26 protein-coding genes are annotated in these 18,487 nt (G+C 69.6%); 1 reads left to right on the forward strand and 25 read right to left on the reverse strand.

Translation table 11 applies throughout. From position 1 onward, the window contains the following. Window positions 1-72: 72 nt before the first annotated feature. The 5 genes from coaA to rplM form a co-directional block, all read right to left on the reverse strand. Window positions 73-1,020: a type I pantothenate kinase gene (coaA, locus tag C0010_RS06900; RefSeq protein ID WP_105566310.1), complete on the reverse strand. Its 948-nt coding sequence runs from the start codon at window positions 1,018-1,020 to the stop codon at window positions 73-75. 16 nt (window positions 1,021-1,036) lie between these two features. After that, on the reverse strand, window positions 1,037-1,972 hold the full coding sequence (locus C0010_RS06905; protein ID WP_105566311.1) for a Ppx/GppA phosphatase family protein: 936 nt from the start codon (window positions 1,970-1,972) through the stop codon (window positions 1,037-1,039). A gap of 153 nt (window positions 1,973-2,125) precedes the next feature. Then, complete coding sequence (glmM, locus tag C0010_RS06910; protein WP_105566312.1) at window positions 2,126-3,481, reverse strand: phosphoglucosamine mutase; 1,356 nt, start codon at window positions 3,479-3,481, stop codon at window positions 2,126-2,128. 16 nt (window positions 3,482-3,497) lie between these two features. Continuing rightward, window positions 3,498-3,974 (reverse strand): 30S ribosomal protein S9, encoded by a 477-nt coding sequence (gene rpsI / locus C0010_RS06915; RefSeq protein WP_105566313.1) that lies wholly within the window; start codon window positions 3,972-3,974, stop codon window positions 3,498-3,500. Window positions 3,975-3,995: 21 nt separating this feature from the next. Beyond that, window positions 3,996-4,442, reverse strand: a complete 447-nt coding sequence (rplM, locus tag C0010_RS06920; protein WP_105566314.1) for a 50S ribosomal protein L13 — start codon at window positions 4,440-4,442, stop codon at window positions 3,996-3,998. 234 nt (window positions 4,443-4,676) lie between these two features. On the opposite strand from rplM, the gene C0010_RS06925 reads away from it, so the two are divergent. Next, complete coding sequence (locus tag C0010_RS06925) at window positions 4,677-5,435, forward strand: 3'(2'),5'-bisphosphate nucleotidase CysQ (protein ID WP_105566315.1); 759 nt, start codon at window positions 4,677-4,679, stop codon at window positions 5,433-5,435. A 22-nt stretch (window positions 5,436-5,457) separates the two neighbouring features. Here the strand turns inward: C0010_RS06925 and C0010_RS06930 are convergent, their stop codons facing one another. The 20 genes from C0010_RS06930 to rplE all read right to left on the reverse strand — a co-directional run bounded on the left by C0010_RS06930 (window position 5,458) and on the right by rplE (window position 18,486). Next, complete coding sequence (locus tag C0010_RS06930) at window positions 5,458-6,156, reverse strand: endonuclease/exonuclease/phosphatase family protein (RefSeq protein ID WP_105566316.1); 699 nt, start codon at window positions 6,154-6,156, stop codon at window positions 5,458-5,460. A gap of 109 nt (window positions 6,157-6,265) precedes the next feature. After that, window positions 6,266-7,189 carry a tRNA pseudouridine(38-40) synthase TruA gene (truA, locus tag C0010_RS06935; protein ID WP_105566317.1) on the reverse strand — a complete coding sequence of 308 codons (924 nt, stop codon included), beginning with the start codon at window positions 7,187-7,189 and terminating at the stop codon, window positions 6,266-6,268. Window positions 7,190-7,297: 108 nt separating this feature from the next. Then, window positions 7,298-7,993 carry a 5'-methylthioadenosine/S-adenosylhomocysteine nucleosidase gene (gene mtnN, locus C0010_RS06940; protein WP_232531796.1) on the reverse strand — a complete coding sequence of 232 codons (696 nt, stop codon included), beginning with the start codon at window positions 7,991-7,993 and terminating at the stop codon, window positions 7,298-7,300. 181 nt (window positions 7,994-8,174) lie between these two features. Further along, entirely contained in the window at window positions 8,175-8,708 is a 534-nt protein-coding gene (gene rplQ / locus C0010_RS06945) for a 50S ribosomal protein L17 (RefSeq protein ID WP_105566318.1), read from the reverse strand. Between the two features lie 41 nt (window positions 8,709-8,749). After that, the gene (locus C0010_RS06950; protein WP_105566319.1) at window positions 8,750-9,739 is read right to left on the reverse strand and encodes a DNA-directed RNA polymerase subunit alpha; all 990 of its coding nucleotides are present in this window, start codon (window positions 9,737-9,739) and stop codon (window positions 8,750-8,752) included. A gap of 132 nt (window positions 9,740-9,871) precedes the next feature. After that, complete coding sequence (gene rpsK, locus C0010_RS06955) at window positions 9,872-10,270, reverse strand: 30S ribosomal protein S11 (protein ID WP_105566320.1); 399 nt, start codon at window positions 10,268-10,270, stop codon at window positions 9,872-9,874. A 22-nt stretch (window positions 10,271-10,292) separates the two neighbouring features. Continuing rightward, window positions 10,293-10,667, reverse strand: a complete 375-nt coding sequence (gene rpsM / locus C0010_RS06960) for a 30S ribosomal protein S13 (protein ID WP_105566321.1) — start codon at window positions 10,665-10,667, stop codon at window positions 10,293-10,295. Between the two features lie 277 nt (window positions 10,668-10,944). Next, window positions 10,945-11,061, reverse strand: coding sequence for a 50S ribosomal protein L36 (gene rpmJ / locus C0010_RS06965; RefSeq protein ID WP_105566322.1), 117 nt, complete (start codon window positions 11,059-11,061; stop codon window positions 10,945-10,947). Window positions 11,062-11,123: 62 nt separating this feature from the next. Further along, window positions 11,124-11,342, reverse strand: coding sequence for a translation initiation factor IF-1 (gene infA, locus C0010_RS06970; RefSeq protein WP_105566323.1), 219 nt, complete (start codon window positions 11,340-11,342; stop codon window positions 11,124-11,126). Between the two features lie 240 nt (window positions 11,343-11,582). Continuing rightward, a complete protein-coding gene (locus tag C0010_RS06975) occupies window positions 11,583-12,266 on the reverse strand; it encodes a DsbA family protein (protein ID WP_105566324.1) in 684 nt (227 codons plus the stop codon). A 36-nt stretch (window positions 12,267-12,302) separates the two neighbouring features. Then, window positions 12,303-13,136, reverse strand: coding sequence for a type I methionyl aminopeptidase (map, locus tag C0010_RS06980; RefSeq protein ID WP_105566413.1), 834 nt, complete (start codon window positions 13,134-13,136; stop codon window positions 12,303-12,305). Window positions 13,137-13,154: 18 nt separating this feature from the next. After that, window positions 13,155-13,736: an adenylate kinase gene (locus tag C0010_RS06985; RefSeq protein WP_105566325.1), complete on the reverse strand. Its 582-nt coding sequence runs from the start codon at window positions 13,734-13,736 to the stop codon at window positions 13,155-13,157. Continuing rightward, window positions 13,733-15,058, reverse strand: coding sequence for a preprotein translocase subunit SecY (gene secY, locus C0010_RS06990; protein ID WP_105566326.1), 1,326 nt, complete (start codon window positions 15,056-15,058; stop codon window positions 13,733-13,735). Before secY ends, C0010_RS06985 begins: the two co-directional genes overlap by 4 nt. A gap of 99 nt (window positions 15,059-15,157) precedes the next feature. Then, window positions 15,158-15,622: a 50S ribosomal protein L15 gene (gene rplO, locus C0010_RS06995; protein ID WP_105566327.1), complete on the reverse strand. Its 465-nt coding sequence runs from the start codon at window positions 15,620-15,622 to the stop codon at window positions 15,158-15,160. Then, window positions 15,622-15,807 (reverse strand): 50S ribosomal protein L30, encoded by a 186-nt coding sequence (rpmD, locus tag C0010_RS07000; RefSeq protein ID WP_105566328.1) that lies wholly within the window; start codon window positions 15,805-15,807, stop codon window positions 15,622-15,624. Before rpmD ends, rplO begins: the two co-directional genes overlap by 1 nt. After that, window positions 15,807-16,496, reverse strand: a complete 690-nt coding sequence (rpsE, locus tag C0010_RS07005; protein WP_105566329.1) for a 30S ribosomal protein S5 — start codon at window positions 16,494-16,496, stop codon at window positions 15,807-15,809. The genes rpmD and rpsE overlap by 1 nt, the downstream gene beginning before the upstream one ends. Next, window positions 16,493-16,852 (reverse strand): 50S ribosomal protein L18, encoded by a 360-nt coding sequence (gene rplR, locus C0010_RS07010; RefSeq protein ID WP_105566330.1) that lies wholly within the window; start codon window positions 16,850-16,852, stop codon window positions 16,493-16,495. The genes rpsE and rplR overlap by 4 nt, the downstream gene beginning before the upstream one ends. A gap of 2 nt (window positions 16,853-16,854) precedes the next feature. Beyond that, window positions 16,855-17,391 (reverse strand): 50S ribosomal protein L6, encoded by a 537-nt coding sequence (rplF, locus tag C0010_RS07015; RefSeq protein ID WP_105566331.1) that lies wholly within the window; start codon window positions 17,389-17,391, stop codon window positions 16,855-16,857. A gap of 6 nt (window positions 17,392-17,397) precedes the next feature. Next, a complete protein-coding gene (gene rpsH / locus C0010_RS07020) occupies window positions 17,398-17,796 on the reverse strand; it encodes a 30S ribosomal protein S8 (protein ID WP_105566332.1) in 399 nt (132 codons plus the stop codon). Window positions 17,797-17,895: 99 nt separating this feature from the next. After that, the gene (rplE, locus tag C0010_RS07025; protein ID WP_105566333.1) at window positions 17,896-18,486 is read right to left on the reverse strand and encodes a 50S ribosomal protein L5; all 591 of its coding nucleotides are present in this window, start codon (window positions 18,484-18,486) and stop codon (window positions 17,896-17,898) included. Window position 18,487: the final 1 nt, after the last annotated feature.

The following is an 18,487-nucleotide window of genomic DNA, read 5'->3' on the forward strand; positions in this document are numbered from 1 at the left end:
GCCGCCGCGGCGGATGCGGGCGCGCCGCCGGGGGCTCGAACGGAGGCCGGCGCGGAATGCCCCGCGCCGCGCTCAGGCCTTCCTGAGCAGCACGGACTCGACCGCGTGGTCCTCGCCCTTCTGCAGCACGAGGGTCGCGCGGTGCTTCGTCGGGAGCACGTTCTCGACGAGGTTCGGCATGTTGATGTCGCGCCAGATGCCGAGCGCCGTCTGCTCGGCCTCGGCGTCGCTCAGGCCCGCGAACACGTTGAAGTACGACGCCGGGTTGGAGAACGCTCCCTCGCGCAGCTTCAGGAAGCGGTCGACGAACCAGCGCTCGATGTGCGCCGCCTCGGCGTCGACGTAGACCGAGAAGTCGAACAGCTCGCTGACTGCCACGTCGTTCGGCGCGGGCGGCGGCTGCAGCACGTTCAGGCCCTCGACGATCACGACATCCGGCCTGCGGACCGTGACCTGGGCATCCGGGACGATGTCGTAGCGCACGTGCGAGTAGAACGGCGCGTGCACGACGTCGGCGCCGCTCTTGACCTCCGTGAGGAACTCGACGAGCGCCCTGCGGTCGTACGACTCCGGGAAGCCCTTGCGGCCCATCAGGCCGCGGCGCTCGAGCTCGGCATTCGGGTACAGGAACCCGTCGGTCGTGACGAGGTCGACGCGCGGCGTCGTCGACCAGCGGCTCATCAGCTCGCGAAGCAGGCGCGCGATCGTCGATTTGCCGACCGAGACGGAGCCGGCGACCCCGACGACGAAGGGCGTCCGGATGTCGTCGTCGCGGTGCAGGAAGTCGCTCACGTCGTTGCCCATGCGCTGGAAGCCGTTCGCCCAGATCGACAGCAGGCGGCTCAGCGGCAGGTAGACGTCGCGCACTTCGTCGACGTCGAGGCGGTCGCCGAGACCCCGGATCTGCACGACCTCCGACTCGGTCAGCGGCTGGTCCATGCCCGCCGCGAGCGCCGCCCAGTCGGCGCGGGCGATCTGTCGGTACAGCGACATCTGGGGGTCTGAACTCACCCGCGACATCCTACCGCCGAGGAGATCACGCCTCCCAGCCGAACTCCTCGATGTAGCGCAGCATGACGCCCTCGCGGAGGGCCCACGGGCTCACCTCGAGCTCGTCGACGTCGAGCGCCTTCATCGCCTCGTGCAGCACGACGGCGCCGGCCGTGATCTGGAATGTGCGGTCGGCCGTGATGCCAGGCAGCTCCTGGCGCGCGTCGGCGGGGATGCGCGCGAGCACCGGGATCCACGCGCCGAGCGCCGCCTTCGGCAGCCGCCAGCGTTCGCCGCCGGCCCAGCCGGGCTGCGCGTAGCCGGCGAGCTTCGCGAGCGACCGGATGGTCTTGGACGAGCCGACGACGAAGTCGGGCCGCGCCAGACCGCGGAACTGCTTCGCGAGCGGCTTCAGGAGCGTCTTGGCGTGCGAGCGGAGTGCGTCGATCTCCGCATCGCCCGCCGGGTCGTCCGGGAGGTATTCGATCGTCATCCGCCCGGCCCCCAGCGGCACCGACTCCGCCAGTTCCGGCAGCTCCTCGCTGCCCGTGGCGACCTCGAGCGAGCCGCCGCCGATGTCGAACATCAGGATCTGGCCGGCCGACCAGCCGAACCACCGCCGGATGGCGAGGAACGTCAGGCGCGCCTCGTCCGCCCCGCCGAGCACCTGCAGCGGCTGGCCGAGCACGTCCTCGACGCGGGCGATGATGTCGCCGCCGTTAGTCGCCTCGCGCATCGCGCTCGTCGCCGTGGCGAGCAGCTCCCGCACGCCCTCGCGCTCGGCGGCGAGCTTGGCCTGCCTCACGGCCGCGACGATCGCCTCGGCGCCCTCACGGGAGATCGAGCCGTCCGGCTCGAGGTAGCGCATCAGGCGCAGTACGCTCTTGTCGCTCGTCGTCGCGAGGGGCCTGCCGCCGGGGTGCGCGTCGGCGACGAGCAGGTGGACGGTGTTCGAGCCGATATCCAGGACCCCGAGGCGCATGCCGCAACGATAGCGCGACCGCTCGCACCGCACCGGCGCGTGACGCCGTGCGACGCGGCCCGTCCGCGCCGCAACTCTTCATTTCTGGCACATCTCCGGGGCGAACTACCACGGGAGATGTGCCAGAAATGAAGAGTTGCGGCGGGGCTCGGGTTAGAGCCCGAGCCGTTCCTTCACGACGCCTGCGAGCTCATCGGCGTGGCGGCGGGCCGTCGCCTCGTCCGCGGCCTCGACCATGACGCGCACGAGCGACTCCGTGCCGGACGGGCGCAGCAGCACCCGCCCCGTGTCGCCGAGCTCGGCGCGCGCCGCCTCGACCGCCGCGGCCAGGACGGCATCGTCCGTGCGGGTCTTGTCGACGCCGCTCACGTTGACGAGCACCTGCGGGTACACCGTCATGATCCGTGCCAGCTCCGCCAGGGGCTTGCCCGTGCGGGCGACCTCGGCCGCCAGATGCAGCCCCGTGAGCACGCCGTCGCCGGTCGTGGCGAACTCGCTCATGATCACGTGGCCCGACTGCTCGCCGCCGAGCGCGTGCCCGCCGGCGTTCATGGCCTCGAGCACGTAGCGGTCGCCGACCGCCGTCTGCGTCACGGCGATGCCTCGTTCGGCCATCGCGCGGTGCAGCCCGAGGTTGCTCATCACGGTCGCGACGAGCGTGTCGTTGGCGAGCGTGCCCCGCTCATGCATCGAGGCGGCCAGGATCGCCATGATCCGGTCGCCGTCGATGGGGGCGCCCTCCGCATCGACCGCGAGGCAGCGGTCCGCGTCGCCGTCGTGGGCGATGCCCATGTCGGCGCCCAGGCGCACGACGGCCTCGGCCAGGTGGTCGAGGTGGGTCGACCCGACGCCGTCGTTGATGTTGAGCCCGTCGGGCTCCGCACCGATGACGGTGACCTCGGCGCCCGCGTCGCGGAACACGTCGGGCGAGACACCCGCCGCGGCGCCGTGGGCGCAGTCGAGCACGACGTGGAGGCCGTCGAGTCGGTGCGGCAGGCTCGCGAGCAGGTGCACGAGGTAGCGGTCCTCGGCGTCGGAGAAGCGCCGGATGCGGCCGACCCCCGAGCCCGTCGGGAGCCACTTCTCGCCGTCCATGTGCTCTTCGATGCGCCGCTCGACGACATCCGGGAGCTTGGTGCCCCCGCGCGCGAAGACCTTGATGCCGTTGTCGGGCGCCGGGTTGTGCGACGCCGAGATCATGATGCCGAAGTCGGCGTCGAAATCGGCGATGAGGAACGCGAGCGCGGGCGTCGGGATGACGCCGGCGTCGTAGACGTCGACGCCGGAGGACGCGAGGCCCGCGGAGACGGCGGCGGAGAGGAACTCCCCCGAGATGCGCGGGTCGCGCGCGACGACCGCCGTCGCACGGCGGCCTTCCGCGCGGCGCGCCTCGGCGGAACGGCCCTGGCCCAGGACGACGGCGGTCGCCTGGGCCAGGGACAGAGCGAGATCGGCGGTGAGGGGGCCGTTGGCCAGCCCCCTCACACCGTCCGTGCCAAACAGCGGCATCGGTGGAGCGCTCGCTTTAGCGCTTCGAGTACTGCGGCGCCTTGCGGGCCTTCTTGAGACCGGCCTTCTTGCGCTCCTTGATGCGCGCGTCGCGCGACAGGAAGCCGGCCTTCTTCAGCGCCGGGCGGTTGTTCTCGACGTCGATGCCGTTCAGCGCACGGGCGATGCCGAGGCGCAGGGCACCGGCCTGGCCCGAGGGGCCGCCGCCGGTGATGCGGGCGATCACGTCGTACGAGCCGTCGAGCGACAGCAGCGTGAACGGGTCGTTGATCAGCTGCTGGTGCAGCTTGTTCGGGAAGTAGTCCTCGAGGGTGCGACCGTTCACCGTGATGGTGCCGTTGCCGGGGACGAGGCGCACGCGGGCGATGGCCTGCTTGCGGCGGCCGACGGCCCCGCCGGGAACGCTGACGACGGGGCGCGGGGCCTCGACGGTCTCAGCAGGCGCAGACTCGGTGCTGTAGTTCTGCGGGAAGTCGGTGGTGTCGTTCTCCACAATGAATCCTTAGCTGGGCGCTTACTGCGCGACCTGGTCGAAAATGTACGTCTTGGGCTGCTGCGCGGCGTGCGGGTGCTCGGCACCCGTGTAGACCTTCAGCTTCGCCAGCTGCTCGCGACCGAGGGTGTTCTTCGGAAGCATGCCGCGGACCGCCTTCTCGACGGCGCGCACCGGGTTCTTCTCGAGCAGCTCGTCGTAGCGAACCGACTTGAGGCCACCGGGGTGGTTCGAGTGGCGGTACGCGAACTTGCGCTCTGCCTTGTTGCTCGTGAGCACGACCTTGTCGGCGTTCACGATGACGACGTAGTCGCCCATGTCCATGTGCGGGGTGAAGGTGGCCTTGTGCTTACCGCGCAGCAGCGCGGCGACGTGCGAGGCCAGGCGGCCGAGGACAACGTCGGTGGCGTCGATGACGAGCCACTCGCGCTGGGCGTCGCCAGCCTTCGGGGAGTACGTGCGAGTCACAGTTGTGTCGCTTTCTCTTCGAACGGAGACGTTCGTGAATCCCGCTCCCGTGCCCCGTTCCCACCCGAGGGCGGAACCGAGCGTCGGAGGGCTCACGTTCGCAGTGCGCGCTTCGCGCACCAACGAGATAGCTTAGCACAGCCCCCGGGGAACGCCTGAGCGGCGCCCGCGCCGCCCGTCGGCGGGGCGGCGGCGGTAGTGTCGGGGCATCCGTCCGATCCGCCGGGAGCACCCATGAGCACGCAGGCCGACGTCGCCACCGCCCGTTCGATCGCGGGCGAGGCCCTCGCCCGCCTGCGCGCGATCCGGGCCGAGCACCCGGATGCGTCGGTGCCGCAGCTGCGGGATCTCGGAGACAGGGGCGCCGAGGAGCTGATCGCGGCGCGCCTGGCCGAGCTGGCGCCGGGCGACGCCGTGCTCAGCGAGGAGGCACCGGATGACCGCAGGCGGCTGGGTGCCGACCGCATCTGGATCGTCGACCCGCTCGACGGCACGAACGGGTACGGCGCCGGCCGCGACCAGTGGGCCGTGCACATCGCGCTCGTCGAGGGCGGCCGGCTCGCGGTCGGCGCCGTCGCGCTCGGCACGACGGGCGAGGTGCTGGACTCGGCGGACCCGCCGCGCCCGCCCGCGCACGCCGGGCGGCCCCTGCGCATCGCCGTGAGCCGCTCGCGCCCCGTGCCCGTCGCCCGTCGCGCGGCCGACGCCCTCGGCGCCGAGCTGGTGCCGATGGGATCGGCCGGCATCAAGGCCTGCGCCGTCGCGACGGGCGAGGTCGACGCCTACGTGCACAGCGGGGGCCAGTTCGAGTGGGACAGCGCGGCGCCGATCGCGGTCGCCCGTGCCGCCGGGCTCCACACCTCCCGGCTCGACGGCTCCGAGCTCGTCTACAACCAGCCCGACGTCTACCTGCCCGACCTGGTCGTGTGCCGCGCCGACATCCGGAGCGACGTCATGGCGGCCCTGGCCGGCGCCCTCGGCGCGCGCCGCTGAAGCGGCGGGCGACGCGGCCGCGTCACATCGCGCGCAGCGTTCCCGTCATACCCGTGCGGTAGCTCGCCTGCACGAAGATCGGCAGGTGGTCGCTCGTGCCCTGCGGCAGGGTCTGCACGTCTTCGATCGACAGCAGGCGCGACGTGACGAAGTCGTAGTGGCCCTTGAAGAAGCGGTAGCGCGTGTAGGTGCGCGAGTCGCTGAGCGTGAGATCGTAGCCGTGCTCGCGGACGCGGCCAGCGAGCGCCTCCTTGAACATCGGATAGTTGTAGTCGCCCACCATGAGCGTCGGCGTGCCGGGCCCGAGCTGCTCGAGCGCCTGCAGCGCCGCCGTGATCTGCGTGCGGCGCAGCGAGTTGAGGGCCGTCAGCGGCGCCGCGTGGAACGACGCCATCGTCACCTCGCGGCCGTTGTCGATGTCGTAGAGCTGCACGCCGAGCAGGCGCTCGTGCGCCGGCTTGAGCACGATGTCGTGCAACGACTTCTTCAGTCCCATCGAGACGCTGTCGACGAGCCGGAATGTGTTCTCGCGGTAGTAGACGGCGAGCCCGAGTCGGTTCTTGTCGGTCTGCGCGGCGAGCTTGAGCCCCTGGACCTTCGAGGGAAGGTCGTCGACGTCGGCTTCCTGCAGGCAGACGACGTTCGGCTCGAGGCGATCGACCAGCCGGTTCAGCTCGCCCGCTGCGGCGTGCTTGCGGAGGTTGTACGAGAGCACCTTCATGATCGCAACGCTACGCCGCCGGGCCGACGATGCGGGGGCGATTCGTCAGGCGTTCGCTATGCGGTCGCTATGAGTACACGTGCGCGGCGCGGGCCGGCGGCAGGGCCCGTCACTCGCGATCGCGGCGGTTGCGCGTGCGCTCGGCGCGTGCCGCGAGCTGATCGTCGGCGGGGTAGCCGACGGCCGTGAGGGTCAGGCCCCGCGCCTCGAGCACCTTGAATGCGCTCGTGCGCTCGAGCGCGTCGCGGAGTGCCGCGAGGTCGGTCGGGGCGAGCCGCCCCTCCCCCACGGCGACGCAGCCGCCGACGAGCGCGCGCACCATGGAGTGGCAGAAGGCATCCGCCTTCACGTTCGCGACGAGACAGCCCTGCGCGCGCCGCCAGTCGAACTCGAGCAGGGTCCGGATGGTCGTGGCCTCCGGCCGCGGCTTGCAGTACGCCGCGAAGTCGTGGAGGCCCACGAGGCTGCGCGCCGCTTCGTCCATGGCGTCGACGTCGAGCGCGGCCCGCACCCGGGTGGTCCGGAGGCGTTCGAGCGGGTCGTACCCCGTGACGGCGTCGGCGATGCGGTACTCGTAGCGGCGCCACGCGGCGGAGAAGCGCGCGTCGAAGCCATCCGGAGCCGTCCCGGTGCGGGTGATCGCGACGTCGGAGTACGTGCCGAGCACGCCCATGGCGCGGTGCGCGATGACGGCGGCAGGGTCGCGCTCGGCGTCGCCGCCCGCGGCCTCGCGCGCGCGGTCGACGCGACGCCGGCGCGTGACGCGCTCCCACTGCTCGGGCGTCAGGTCGGCGTGCGCGACCTGACCGGTCGCGTGCACGCCCGAGTCGGTGCGGCCCGCGACGGTGAGGCGCACGGGCGAGCCCGTCACGCGGGTCAGCGCGCCCTCGAGAACGCCTTGCACGGTGCGCAGGCCCGGCTGCCGGGCCCACCCCTTGAAGTCGGTGCCGTCGTAGGCGATGTCGAGCCGGATGCGCGTCGCACTCCCCTCGCCCCCGTCGCGAGCATAGGAGACATCCTCGAGGCTAGGCACGATCCACCCGATTCTGCCTAGAGCCGAGGAATTCCCCGAGCGCCGGAACACCCACGCCGGGTGCCCGAAGCGGTGCAGCGCGGCCCGCGAGCATGCGTGCTGGGTGCGTCACAGGGCCCCCAGTGCCGCGATGACGACGCGAGCCGAGCGATCGGCGGCATCGTCGATGTGCGTCTCGAACTCACTGCCGTCGGGCGCGCAGAGGTCGCTCACCGCGCGAGCGACCGCGAAGCGTGCGCCGTGGTTGTGGGCGACCTGCGCGATCGCGACCGTCTCCATGTCGATCGAGACGAGCGCGGGGAACGCCTCGCGCAGCCCCAGCGCGATGTCGGCGGTCGCGAACTTGTCGCCAGAGCCGACGCCGCCCTCGCGCACGGGCACGCCCGCGACCGCCCCCGCGAGGGTCGCGCGCAGCTCGGCGTCGGCGGCGTACGACGCGGGCATGCCGGGCGTCTGGCCGGGAACGTAGCCGAATGCCGTTGCGTGCGCCTCGACGTTGACGGTCTCCGTGCCGACGACGACATCGCCGACGGCGACCCCTGCCGCGAGCCCGCCGCAGCTGCCCGCGCAGATGATCGCCGCGTCGGCTCCATAGCGATGGATCGCGCCCGCCGCGGCGTCGGCCGCGTTCACCATGCCGATACCGCTCACGACGAGCACGACGGTTCGGCCGCCCAGCTGCAGGCCGCGATGCACGGCCCGGCCGATCGTCACGGGCTCGCTCACTTCGTCCGCCATCGCGAGGAAGGGCTCCGCCTCCTCGTCCATCGCCACCTGGATCACGTACGCACCGCTCGAAGTCACGCTACGAGGCTATGCCACGAGGCTGGGCCGGAGCGGTGGCGGCCCCACCCCGGACCGCGTTGGAGCAAGAGGACCACCGGCGGCGCGGTGCCGCGCCTCCCCACGCATCGCCGGGGCGCGCGGAAACGCAGATGGTCCCGCACCCAAGGGTGCGGGACCATCTGCGTTGTGCGAGGGAGTGTTACTCCTTCTCCTCCGCGGCGGCCTCGGGGGCCTCCGACTCGGTCGCCTCGGCGGCCGTCTCCTCGGCGGCGGTCTCCTCGACCACTGCCTCGGTCTCGACGACCTCCTCCTCGGCGGGGGCCTCCTCGACCGGCGCCTTCTCGGCGGGCTTGGCGGCCTTCACCTTGGGCGAGACCGGCTCGGTGACGAGCTCGATCACGGCCATCGGGGCGTTGTCGCCCTTGCGGGGGCCGACCTTGGTGATGCGCGTGTAGCCGCCGTCGCGCTCCGCGACCAGCGGGGCGATCTCGGCGAACAGGACGTGCGTCGCCTCCTTGTTGCGCAGAACCGACAGCACGCGGCGGCGCGCGTGCAGGTCGCCGCGCTTGGCGAACGTGATCAGGCGCTCGGCGACGGGGCGCAGGCGCTTGGCCTTCGTCTCGGTCGTCTTGATCGACTTGTGCGTGAACAGCGCCGAGGCGAGGTTCGCGAGGAGCAGACGCTCGTGGGCGGCGCCGCCACCGAGGCGGGCACCCTTCGTGGGCTTAGGCATTTCTCTTTACTCCAGAGTGATGAAAGTGGCGCGGGGCCTGGTCAGATCTGCTCTTCGTCGTAGCCGCTGTAGAAGTTGGCGCCGTCGAAACCGGGCACCGAGTCCTTCAGCGACAGGCCGAGCGAGACGAGCTTGTCGCGCACCTCGTCGACCGACTTCTGACCGAAGTTGCGGATGTTCATGAGCTGCGTCTCCGAGAGCGCGACCAGCTCGCTGACCGTGTTGATGCCCTCGCGCTTGAGGCAGTTGTACGAGCGGACCGACAGGTCGAGGTCCTCGATCGGCATCGAGAGCTCGTTCGAGAGCACCTCTGCGACCGGCGCCGGGCCGATCTCGATGCCCTCCGCCTCCTCGTTCAGCTCGCGGGCGAGGCCGAACAGCTCGACCAGCGTGCGGCCGGCCGATGCAACGGCGTCGCGCGCCTGCATCGAGGGCTTGGTCTCGACGTCGAGCACGAGCTTGTCGAAGTCGGTGCGCTCACCGGCGCGCGTCGCGTCGACGCGGTAGGCGACCTTGACGACCGGCGAGTAGATCGAGTCGATCGGGATCTGGCCCGCCTCGGCGTACTCGTTGCGGTTCTGCGACGCCGACACGTAGCCGCGGCCGCGCTCGATCGTGAGCTCGAGCTCGAACTTCGCCGTGTCGTTCAGCGTGGCGATGACCAGCTCGGGGTTGTGGACCTCGACACCGGCCGGAGCCGAGATGTCGGCCGCGGTGACCTCGCCGGCGCCCGTCTTGCGCAGGTAGGCCGTGATGGGCTCGTCGCGCTCGCTCGAGACCACGAGCTGCTTGATGTTCAGGATGATCTCGGTGACGTCTTCCTTCACGCCCGGGATCGTGCTGAACTCGTGCAGCACGCCGTCGATCCGGATGCTCGTCACGGCTGCGCCGGGGATCGACGACAGCAGGCTGCGGCGCAACGAGTTGCCGATCGTGTAGCCGAAGCCGGGCTCGAGCGGCTCGATCACGAACTTGCTGCGCGACTCCGAGACCTTCTCCTCGGTGAGGGTAGGACGCTGTGCAATGAGCACTATGTGTTCCTTTCGATCAAGTGACCGCTATATGACACTTGGTGAATGAGGTGTTGAGTTGACTCGGCGCGGCTCTCGCCGCGGGAACGGGTGCACCCCGGGAGCATCGAGTGCTCCCGGGGCGGACCGGTCTCAGACGCGGCGGCGCTTCGGCGGACGGCAGCCGTTGTGGGCCTGCGGCGTCACGTCCTGGATCGAACCGACCTCGAGGCCTGCGGCCTGCAGCGAGCGGATCGCCGTCTCGCGACCCGAACCGGGGCCCTTCACGAAGACGTCGACCTTCTTCACGCCGTGGCTCTGGGCCTCCTTGGCGGCCGTGTCCGCGGCCATGCCTGCGGCGTACGGCGTCGACTTTCGCGAGCCCTTGAAGCCCACGCCGCCCGACGACTTCCAGCTGATGACGGCGCCGGTCGGGTCGGTGATCGAAACGATCGTGTTGTTGAACGTCGACTTGATGTGGGCCTGGCCCAGCGCGATGTTCTTCTTCTCCTTGCGGCGCGGCTTGCGCGCTGCGGACTTGGGGGTAGCCATATCTCTTCCTGCCTATCCGCGCTTAGCGCGCCTTCTTCTTGCCGGCCACGGTGCGCTTCGGACCCTTGCGCGAGCGCGCGTTGGTCTTGGTGCGCTGACCGCGCACGGGGAGGCCGCGGCGGTGGCGCAGACCCTGGTACGAGCCGATCTCGACCTTGCGGCGGATGTCGGCGGCGACCTCGCGGCGGAGGTCGCCCTCGACGCGGTAGGTGCCCTCGATGTGGTCGCGGAGCGCGACCAGCTGGTCGTCGGTGAGGTCCTTGACCCGGATGTTCTCGTCGATGCCGGTGGCAGCGAGGATCTCGTTCGAACGGGTACGGCCGATGCCGTAGATGTACGTAAGGGCGATCACCACGCGCTTGTCGCGCGGGATGTCGACGCCGGCAAGACGTGCCATGCGTTTCACTCCTATGGGTAGGTGGAGGTGTGGAGCAGGATCGGTGCCCGGGCCTCCGCCCCGAGGTGTCCCCCGCCGTGCGGGTTCTGATCCTGCCGTTTCAGATGTTGAGTTGTGAGTCTCGCGTGCCCCGGGTCATCCGGAGCGGCCGATCGCGCTGACGCCGTTGCTCGGAGCGCCGGGCGTCAGCCCTGGCGCTGCCGCTCCTGCGGAGCGGGAGCCGATCTGCGGAGCAGATCATCAGGCACCTGGCGGAGTCACGAGCAGCAGAAGGGCGTCAGCCCTGGCGCTGCTTGTGACGCGGGTTCGACTTGCAGATGACCATCACGCGGCCGTTGCGGCGGATGATCTTGCAGCTGTCGCAGATCGGCTTGACGGAGGGCTGAACCTTCATGATGTTCCTTGTTCGCTGTCTTCGTTCCCCCGGATGCGGGGGACGTTACTTTCCGACCGGGCTCAGCGGTAGCGGTAGACGATGCGTCCGCGTGTCAGGTCGTAGGGGCTGAGCTCCACGACGACACGGTCCTCGGGGATGATGCGGATGTAGTTCTGCCGCATTTTCCCCGAGATCGTGGCGAGCACCTTGTGACCGTTCGACAGCTCAACGCGGAACATCGCGTTGGGCAGCGATTCGATCACCGTGCCCTCGATCTCGATGACACCGTCTTTAGCCATAAACTCGCTATCGCTCGAGCAGACCGGCCGGTCTGCGGTGGGTGGGGTCGGTGCCCGCTCTCGCCGGGTCGGAAGACACGCGGAAATGAGGCGCAGGGCACCAAGGTTCTATGTTAGTCGACGCGCCCGGGAACGGCAAATGCGGCCCGCCGCACCCAGGACATCCGGAGGCTCGCCCCGACCGCGAGCGCGTGCCCTGGCCGCCGGAGCCGACCAGGGCACGCCGCCGCGCCGCCGGCGTCAGCCGAGCAGCGCCTGCTCGTCCGTCGCCTGGTCGAGCGTCAGGTTGACGTACTCGCCGTTGCGCGTGACGGTCGGCGTAGAGACCTGGTTGGTCTGCGGGTTCGGCGGGATCTCCTGCGTGCGCGCCGCGACGAAGTCGAAGTATGTGCCGTCGGCGATGCAGGATTCGACGTCACCGGAGGCGCCCGCTCGCTCGGCAAGATCGAGCAGTTCCCCGTCATCGAGGCCTGTCGTGCCCTCGCCCGGCTGGTTCTGGAACAGCGCGTCATAGAACGGGTACACGGCATCGGGGTTGTCGTCGGCTACGCAGTACACGGCGTTCGCCGCCCGCGTGGAGTAGTTCGTTCCCTGCGACTGACCGTCCAGGATCGAGATCGGGTGCAGATTCAGCGTGATCTCGCCCGACTCGACGGCGGCCGAGAGGTCCTCTCCGCTCGAGTCGTGGAACTGGCCGCAGAAGGGGCACATGAAGTCGACGTACTCGTCGATCACGTTCTCGCCCTCGCCCAGCGCGATCGCGCCGGTCTCCTCGTTCACGACCGCCGAGGCCGGCGACTCCGCGAGCGCGAGCGCCTGCCGGTTCATCCAGATGGCGATCGCGGCGATCGCGACGACCACGACGACGATGGCCGCCGTGATCCAGATCACGAGCCAGTTGACCCTACGGGCAGCAGCTGCCATGTTGTTGCTCTTTCGTGCTCGGGCGCGGAGTGCGCGTCAGGCGATAGGGACCGGGGTGACGCCGAACTCGGCGAGGCCCTGTGCTCCGCCGTCGGCGGAGGTCAGCACCCAGATGCCCCCATCATGCACGGCAACGCTGTGCTCCCAGTGTGCGCCGGAGGAGCCGTCGGCCGTCACGACCGTCCAGTCGTCGTCGGCCACCAGGACGCGCTCACTGCCGGTCACCATCATGGGCTCGACGCACACGCACAGTCCCGGCTTCACGCGGGCGCCGGCCTGCGGCGTCGCGTAGTGGAAGAGCGTCGGAGACTCGTGCATCCTGCGCCCGATACCGTGGCCGACGTAGTCGCGCAGGATGCCCAGCGGCCGGTCGGTGCCGGGGTGCGGATTCGACTCGATGAAGCCCTCTATGCGCGCCCCGACCTCCCCCAGGTGCTTCGACGTCGCGAGAGCGGCGATGCCGGCCCACATCGACTGGCGGGTGATGCGCGAGAGCTCCTCGCGCTCGGCGACGAGCTCGGGGCGATCCGGGTCCGGCAGCACGATCGAGATCGCGGAGTCGCCGTTCCAGCCCTCCGGCGTCTCGGCGCCGCAGTCGATCGAGACGATGTCTCCGGGTTCGAGGACGCGGTCGCCGGGGATGCCGTGCACGACCTCTTCGTTCACCGAGACGCAGATCGTGTGGCTGTAGCCGGGCACCAGCTGGAAGTTCGGCTGGGCGCCCGCGAGCCGGATGTGGGACTCAGCGATCGCGTCGAGCTCGAGGGTCGTCATGCCGGGCCGGATCGCTCCGGCGACCGCTTCGAGGGCCTCGCGCGTGATGCGTCCCGGTTCGATCATGCCGCGCAGCTGTGCGGGGCTCTTGTACATCGAGCGGCGGAACACGGGTCAGGCGGTGATGCCGCGCGCGGCCAGGGCCAGCCTGATGCGCGCCGTGATCTCGTCGAGCGTGCCGACGCCGTCGATGCGGTCGACGATGCCCCGCTCCGAGTACAGGCCGATGATCGGCGCCGTCTCGGACTCGTAGATGTCGAGCCGCTTCGCGATCGCGTCGGGGGTGTCGTCCTCGCGCCCCTCCTGCTCGGCGCGGAGGGAGATGCGTGCGAGGCTCTCCTCGCGCGGCACCTCGAGGAGGATGACGGCGTCGAGCGACTCGCCGCGGCCCGAGAGGAACGCATCGAGGTGCCCCACCTGCACGGTGTTGCGCGGGTACCCGTCGAGGAGGAAGCCGCCAGCGGCGTCCTCCTCGCTGAGCCGGTCGCGGACGAGCTCGCTCGTGACCTCATCCGGCACCAGGTTGCCGCCGGCGGTGATGGCCTTGACCTTCTTGCCGAGCTCGGTGTCGTTCTTGATGTGGGCGCGGAAGATGTCGCCGGTCGCGACGGCGGGAACGCCGTTCTCCGCCGCGATGATCGCGCCCTGCGTGCCCTTGCCCGACCCCTGCGGACCGACGATGAGAAGACGGGTCATCGGAGGAGCCCTTCGTAGTGGCGCTGCTGGAGCTGCGCGTCGATCTGCTTCACCGTTTCGAGGCCGACGCCGACGATGATGAGGATCGAGGCTCCGCCGAACGGGAAGTTCTGGTTCGCCTGCACGGTCGCCAGCGCGATCAACGGGATGAGGGCGACCAGGCCGAGGTACAGCGAGCCGGGGAACGTGATGCGCGTGATCACGTAGTCGAGGTACTCCGCCGTGGGCCGACCCGCGCGGATGCCGGGGATGAAGCCGCCGTACTTCTTCATGTTGTCGGCGACCTCGACCGGGTTGAACGTGATCGCGACGTAGAAGTAGGTGAAGCCGATGATCAGCAGGAAGTACACGGCCATGTAGACGGGGCTGTCGCCCGACGTGAAGTTGGCGTTGATCCAGCTGACCCAGCCGGGGACGTTGCCGTCGGCGTCGGGTGTCGCGTTGAACTGCGCGATCAGCGACGGGATGTACAGCAGCGACGAGGCGAAGATGATCGGGATGACGCCCGCCATGTTCACCTTGATCGGGATGTAGGTGTTGGTGCCGCCGTACGTGCGGCGGCCGACCATGCGCTTGGCGTACTGCACCGGGACGCGGCGCTGCGACTGCTCGACGAACACGACCGCGAAGACGATCACGACGCTGACGAGCAGGACGAGCAGGAAGATCTCGAAGCCGCGCGCCTCGAAGATGCCCCAGAGGGCGGCGGGGAACGTCGCGGCGATCGACGTGAAGATGAGCAGCGACATGCCGTTGCCGATGCCGCGCTCGGTCGTGAGCTCGGCGAACCACATGATGAGGCCGGTGCCTGCGGTCATCGCGATGATGACGAGGAGCTGCGCCCACCAGACGTCGTTGGTGAGGAGCTGCTGGCACTCGGTGACGCTCGTGGTGCCGAAGAGCTGGCCCGTGCGGGCGATCGTGACGAGCGTCGTCGACTGCAGCACCGCGAGGGCGATCGTGAGGTAGCGCGTGTACTGGGTGAGCTTGGCCTGGCCGGCCTGGCCCTCCTTGTGCAGCGCCTCGAAGTGCGGGATGACGACGCGCAGCAGCTGCGTGATGATCGTCGCGGTGATGTACGGCATGACGCCGAGCGCGAAGATCGACAGCTGGAGCAGGGCACCGCCGGAGAAGAGGTTGACCAGGGAGAGCAGCCCGTCGGTGCCCGACGTCTCCGCGACGCACGTCTGCACGTTCGGGAAGTTCACGAACGGTGCGGGGACGTGCGCGCCGAGGCGGTACAGCACGATGATGCCGAGGGTGAATCCGATCTTGCGCCGCAGGTCCGGCGTGCGGAGGATTCGCGCGATGGCGCTGAACAAAAGGGGGCCTCCCTGGGAAAACATCTGCGCTTGAGCGCAGTTTGGACCAGCCTAACGCAACAGGGACCGGGGGCGTGTGCCCCCGGTCCCTGTCCCGCGTCAGTTGATGCTGCCGCCTGCTGCGACGATCTTCTGCTCGGCCGCTGCCGAGACCTTGTCGACCGTCACGTTCAGCGCGACGCTGACATCGCCGTCGCCGAGGACCTTGACGAGCTGGTTCTTGCGAACCGCGCCCTTCGCGACGAGGTCCTCGCGCGTGACGTCACCGCCTGCCGGGTAGAGCTCGGCGAGCTTCGCCACGTTCACGACCTGGTACTCGGTGCGGAACGGGTTCTTGAAGCCGCGCAGCTTCGGCGTGCGCATGTGGAGCGGCATCTGGCCGCCCTCGAAGCCCACGCGCACGGTGTTGCGCGCCCGCGTGCCCTTCGTACCGCGACCCGCGGTCTTGCCCTTCGAGCCCTCACCACGGCCCTTGCGGGTCTTCGCGGTGTTGGCGCCGGGAACGGGACGCAGGTGGTGCGCCTTGAGCACGCCGGGGCGCGACTCTTCGCTGTTCTCAGCCATTAGTTGATCTCCTCGACCTGGACGAGGTGAGCAACGGCCCTGACGTAACCGCGCGTCTGCGCGTCGTCCGGACGGACGACCGAGTCGCCGATCCGCTTGAGGCCGAGGCTGCGCAGCGTGTCACGCTGGTTCTGCTTCTCGCTCACCTTGGACTTGATCTGCGTAACCTTGAGGCGCTCTGCCATCACGCACCTGCCTTCTCAGCGGCGGCGGCGGCAGCCTTCGCCTCGTTCCGGATGATGATGCCCGGGACGACCTGGTCGTACTCGAGGCCGCGGCGCGCGGCGACGGCACGGGGCTCCTCGAGGCCCTTCAGCGCCGCAACGGTCGCGCCCACGATGTTGATCGTGTTCGACGAGCCGAGCGACTTCGACAGGACGTCGTGGATACCGGCGCACTCGAGCACGGCGCGGACCGGACCACCGGCGATGACACCGGTACCGGCGGCAGCCGGGCGGAGCAGCACGACGCCGGCAGCGGCCTCGCCCTGCACCGGGTGCGGGATCGTGTTGCCGATGCGCGGAACGCGGAAGAAGTTGCGCTTCGCCTCTTCGACGCCCTTCGAGATCGCGAGGGGCACCTCGCGGGCCTTGCCGTAGCCGACGCCCACGAGGCCGTTGCCGTCACCCACGACGACGAGCGCCGTGAAGCTGAAGCGACGGCCGCCCTTGACGACCTTCGACACGCGGTTGATCGTGACGACGCGCTCGAGGAACTGGCTGTCGTTGCCGCGGCCGCTGTTGCGGTCGTTGCCCCGACGCTCGCCGCGGCCGCCACGGCCGCCGCGGCGCTCCTCGCGCTGCTGCTCGCCGGCGCCCTGGGCGGGTGCCTGAGCGGCTTCGGTGGTCACTTCGGTCTCCTTGTTGTCACTCACAGGTTCAGCCCTCCTTCGCGGGCGCCCTCGGCGATCGCGGCAACACGACCGGCGTAGCGGTTTCCGCCGCGGTCGAACACCGCGTCGGTGATGCCGGCAGACTTCGCGCGCTCGGCGAGGAGCTCGCCGACCTTGCGGGCCTTGGCGGTCTTGTCGCTGTCGGCGCCGCGCAGGTCAGCCTCGAGCGTGGACGCGCTGGCGAGCGTGTGGCCCGCCGCGTCGTCGATGAGCTGCACGAACACGTGGCGCGACGAACGGGTCACGACGAGGCGCGGCCGGGCGTCGGTGCCGACGACCTTCTTGCGAAGGCGGGCGTGGCGGCGCTTGCGCGCGGCGGACTTGGAAGTCACAGCCATGATTACTTACCAGCCTTTCCGGCCTTGCGGCGGACCTGCTCGCCGGCGTAGCGCACGCCCTTGCCCTTGTAGGGCTCCGGCTTGCGGATCTTGCGGATGTTCGCGGCGACCTCACCGACGGCTTGCTTGTCGATCCCGGTGACCGTGATCTTGTTGTTGCCCTCGACCTGGAAGGTGATGCCCGCGGGGGGCTCGACCGAGACCGGGTGCGAGAAGCCGAGCGCGAGCTCGATGCCCTGGCCCTTCTGCTGCACGCGGTAGCCGGTGCCGACGATCTCGAGGCCCTTGGAGTAGCCCTCGGTCACACCGATGATGTTGTTGTTGATCAGGGTGCGGGTCAGGCCGTGCAGGGCACGCGACTCGCGCTCGTCGTCGGGGCGGGTGACGAGAACCTGGTTCTCCTCGACCTTGGCCTCGATGGGCGACGCGATGCGCGAGGAGAGCTCGCCCTTCGGGCCCTTGACGATCGCCTGGTCCCCGTCGATCGTCACAGTGACGCCGGCGGGAATGTCAATGGGAAGACGTCCAATACGCGACATGGATGATCACCACACGTAGGCGAGGACTTCCCCACCCACGCCCTTCTGCTCGGCCTGGCGGTTCGTGAGAAGGCCCGACGAAGTGGACAGGATTGCAACGCCGAGACCGCCGAGCACGACGGGGAGCTCGGTCGACTTCGCGTACACGCGGAGGCCGGGCTTCGAGACGCGCTTGATGCCGGCGATCGACCGCTCGCGGTTCGGGCCGTACTTCAGCGTCAGCGTGATGTTCTTGCCCACGCGGGCGTCCGACTCCTCGAAGGACGAGATGAAGCCCTCGGCCTTGAGCAGTTCGGCGATGCGCGTCTTCAGCTTGCTCGACGGCAGGGTCACGGTGTCGTGGTGCGCCGAGTTCGCGTTGCGCAGACGGGTCAGCATGTCTGCGACCGGGTCTGTCATTGTCATTTCTTGATTCCTTTGATCATGAGGTTTCGGCTGCCGTTACACGACAGACGACCTTCGATGAAGGGGGCCCGCCCGTGCGGGCGGGCCCCAACAGCGGACTCAGGACTCCTGAGTCGCCTTGTTCACGAACGGGAAGCCGAGGTGGCGCAGGAACGCGCGGCCCTCGTCGTCCGACTTCGCGCTGGTCACGATCGTGATGTCGAAGCCGCGAACGCGGTCAATCTTATCCTGATCGATCTCGTGGAAGATGGACTGCTCCTGCACGCCGAACGTGTAGTTGCCGTTGCCGTCGAACTGCTTGTCCGACAGGCCGCGGAAGTCCCGGATGCGCGGGAGCGCCAGCGAGATGAGTCGGTCCAGGAACTCCCACGCGCGGTCGCCCCGGAGGGTGACGTGCGCGCCGATCTGCTGGCCCTCGCGCAGCTTGAACTGCGCGATCGACTTCTTCGCCTTCGAGACGTACGGCTTCTGGCCGGTGATCGCGGTGAGGTCGTTGATGGCCCCCTCGATCACCTTGCTGTCGCGCGCAGCCTCACCGACGCCGGTGTTCACGACGACCTTGACAAGGCCGGGAACCTGCATGACGTTGTCGTAGCCGAACTCGTCCTGCAGCTTCTGGCGGATGTCGTCGCGGTAGACCGACTTCAGCCGCGGCTGGATTTTGCCAGCCTGCGTAGCGGTGTCACTCATT

The sequence above is a fragment of the Microbacterium halophytorum genome (assembly GCF_002970975.1).
In the GTDB taxonomy this organism is placed as follows: Bacteria; Actinomycetota; Actinomycetes; order Actinomycetales; family Microbacteriaceae; genus Microbacterium; species Microbacterium halophytorum.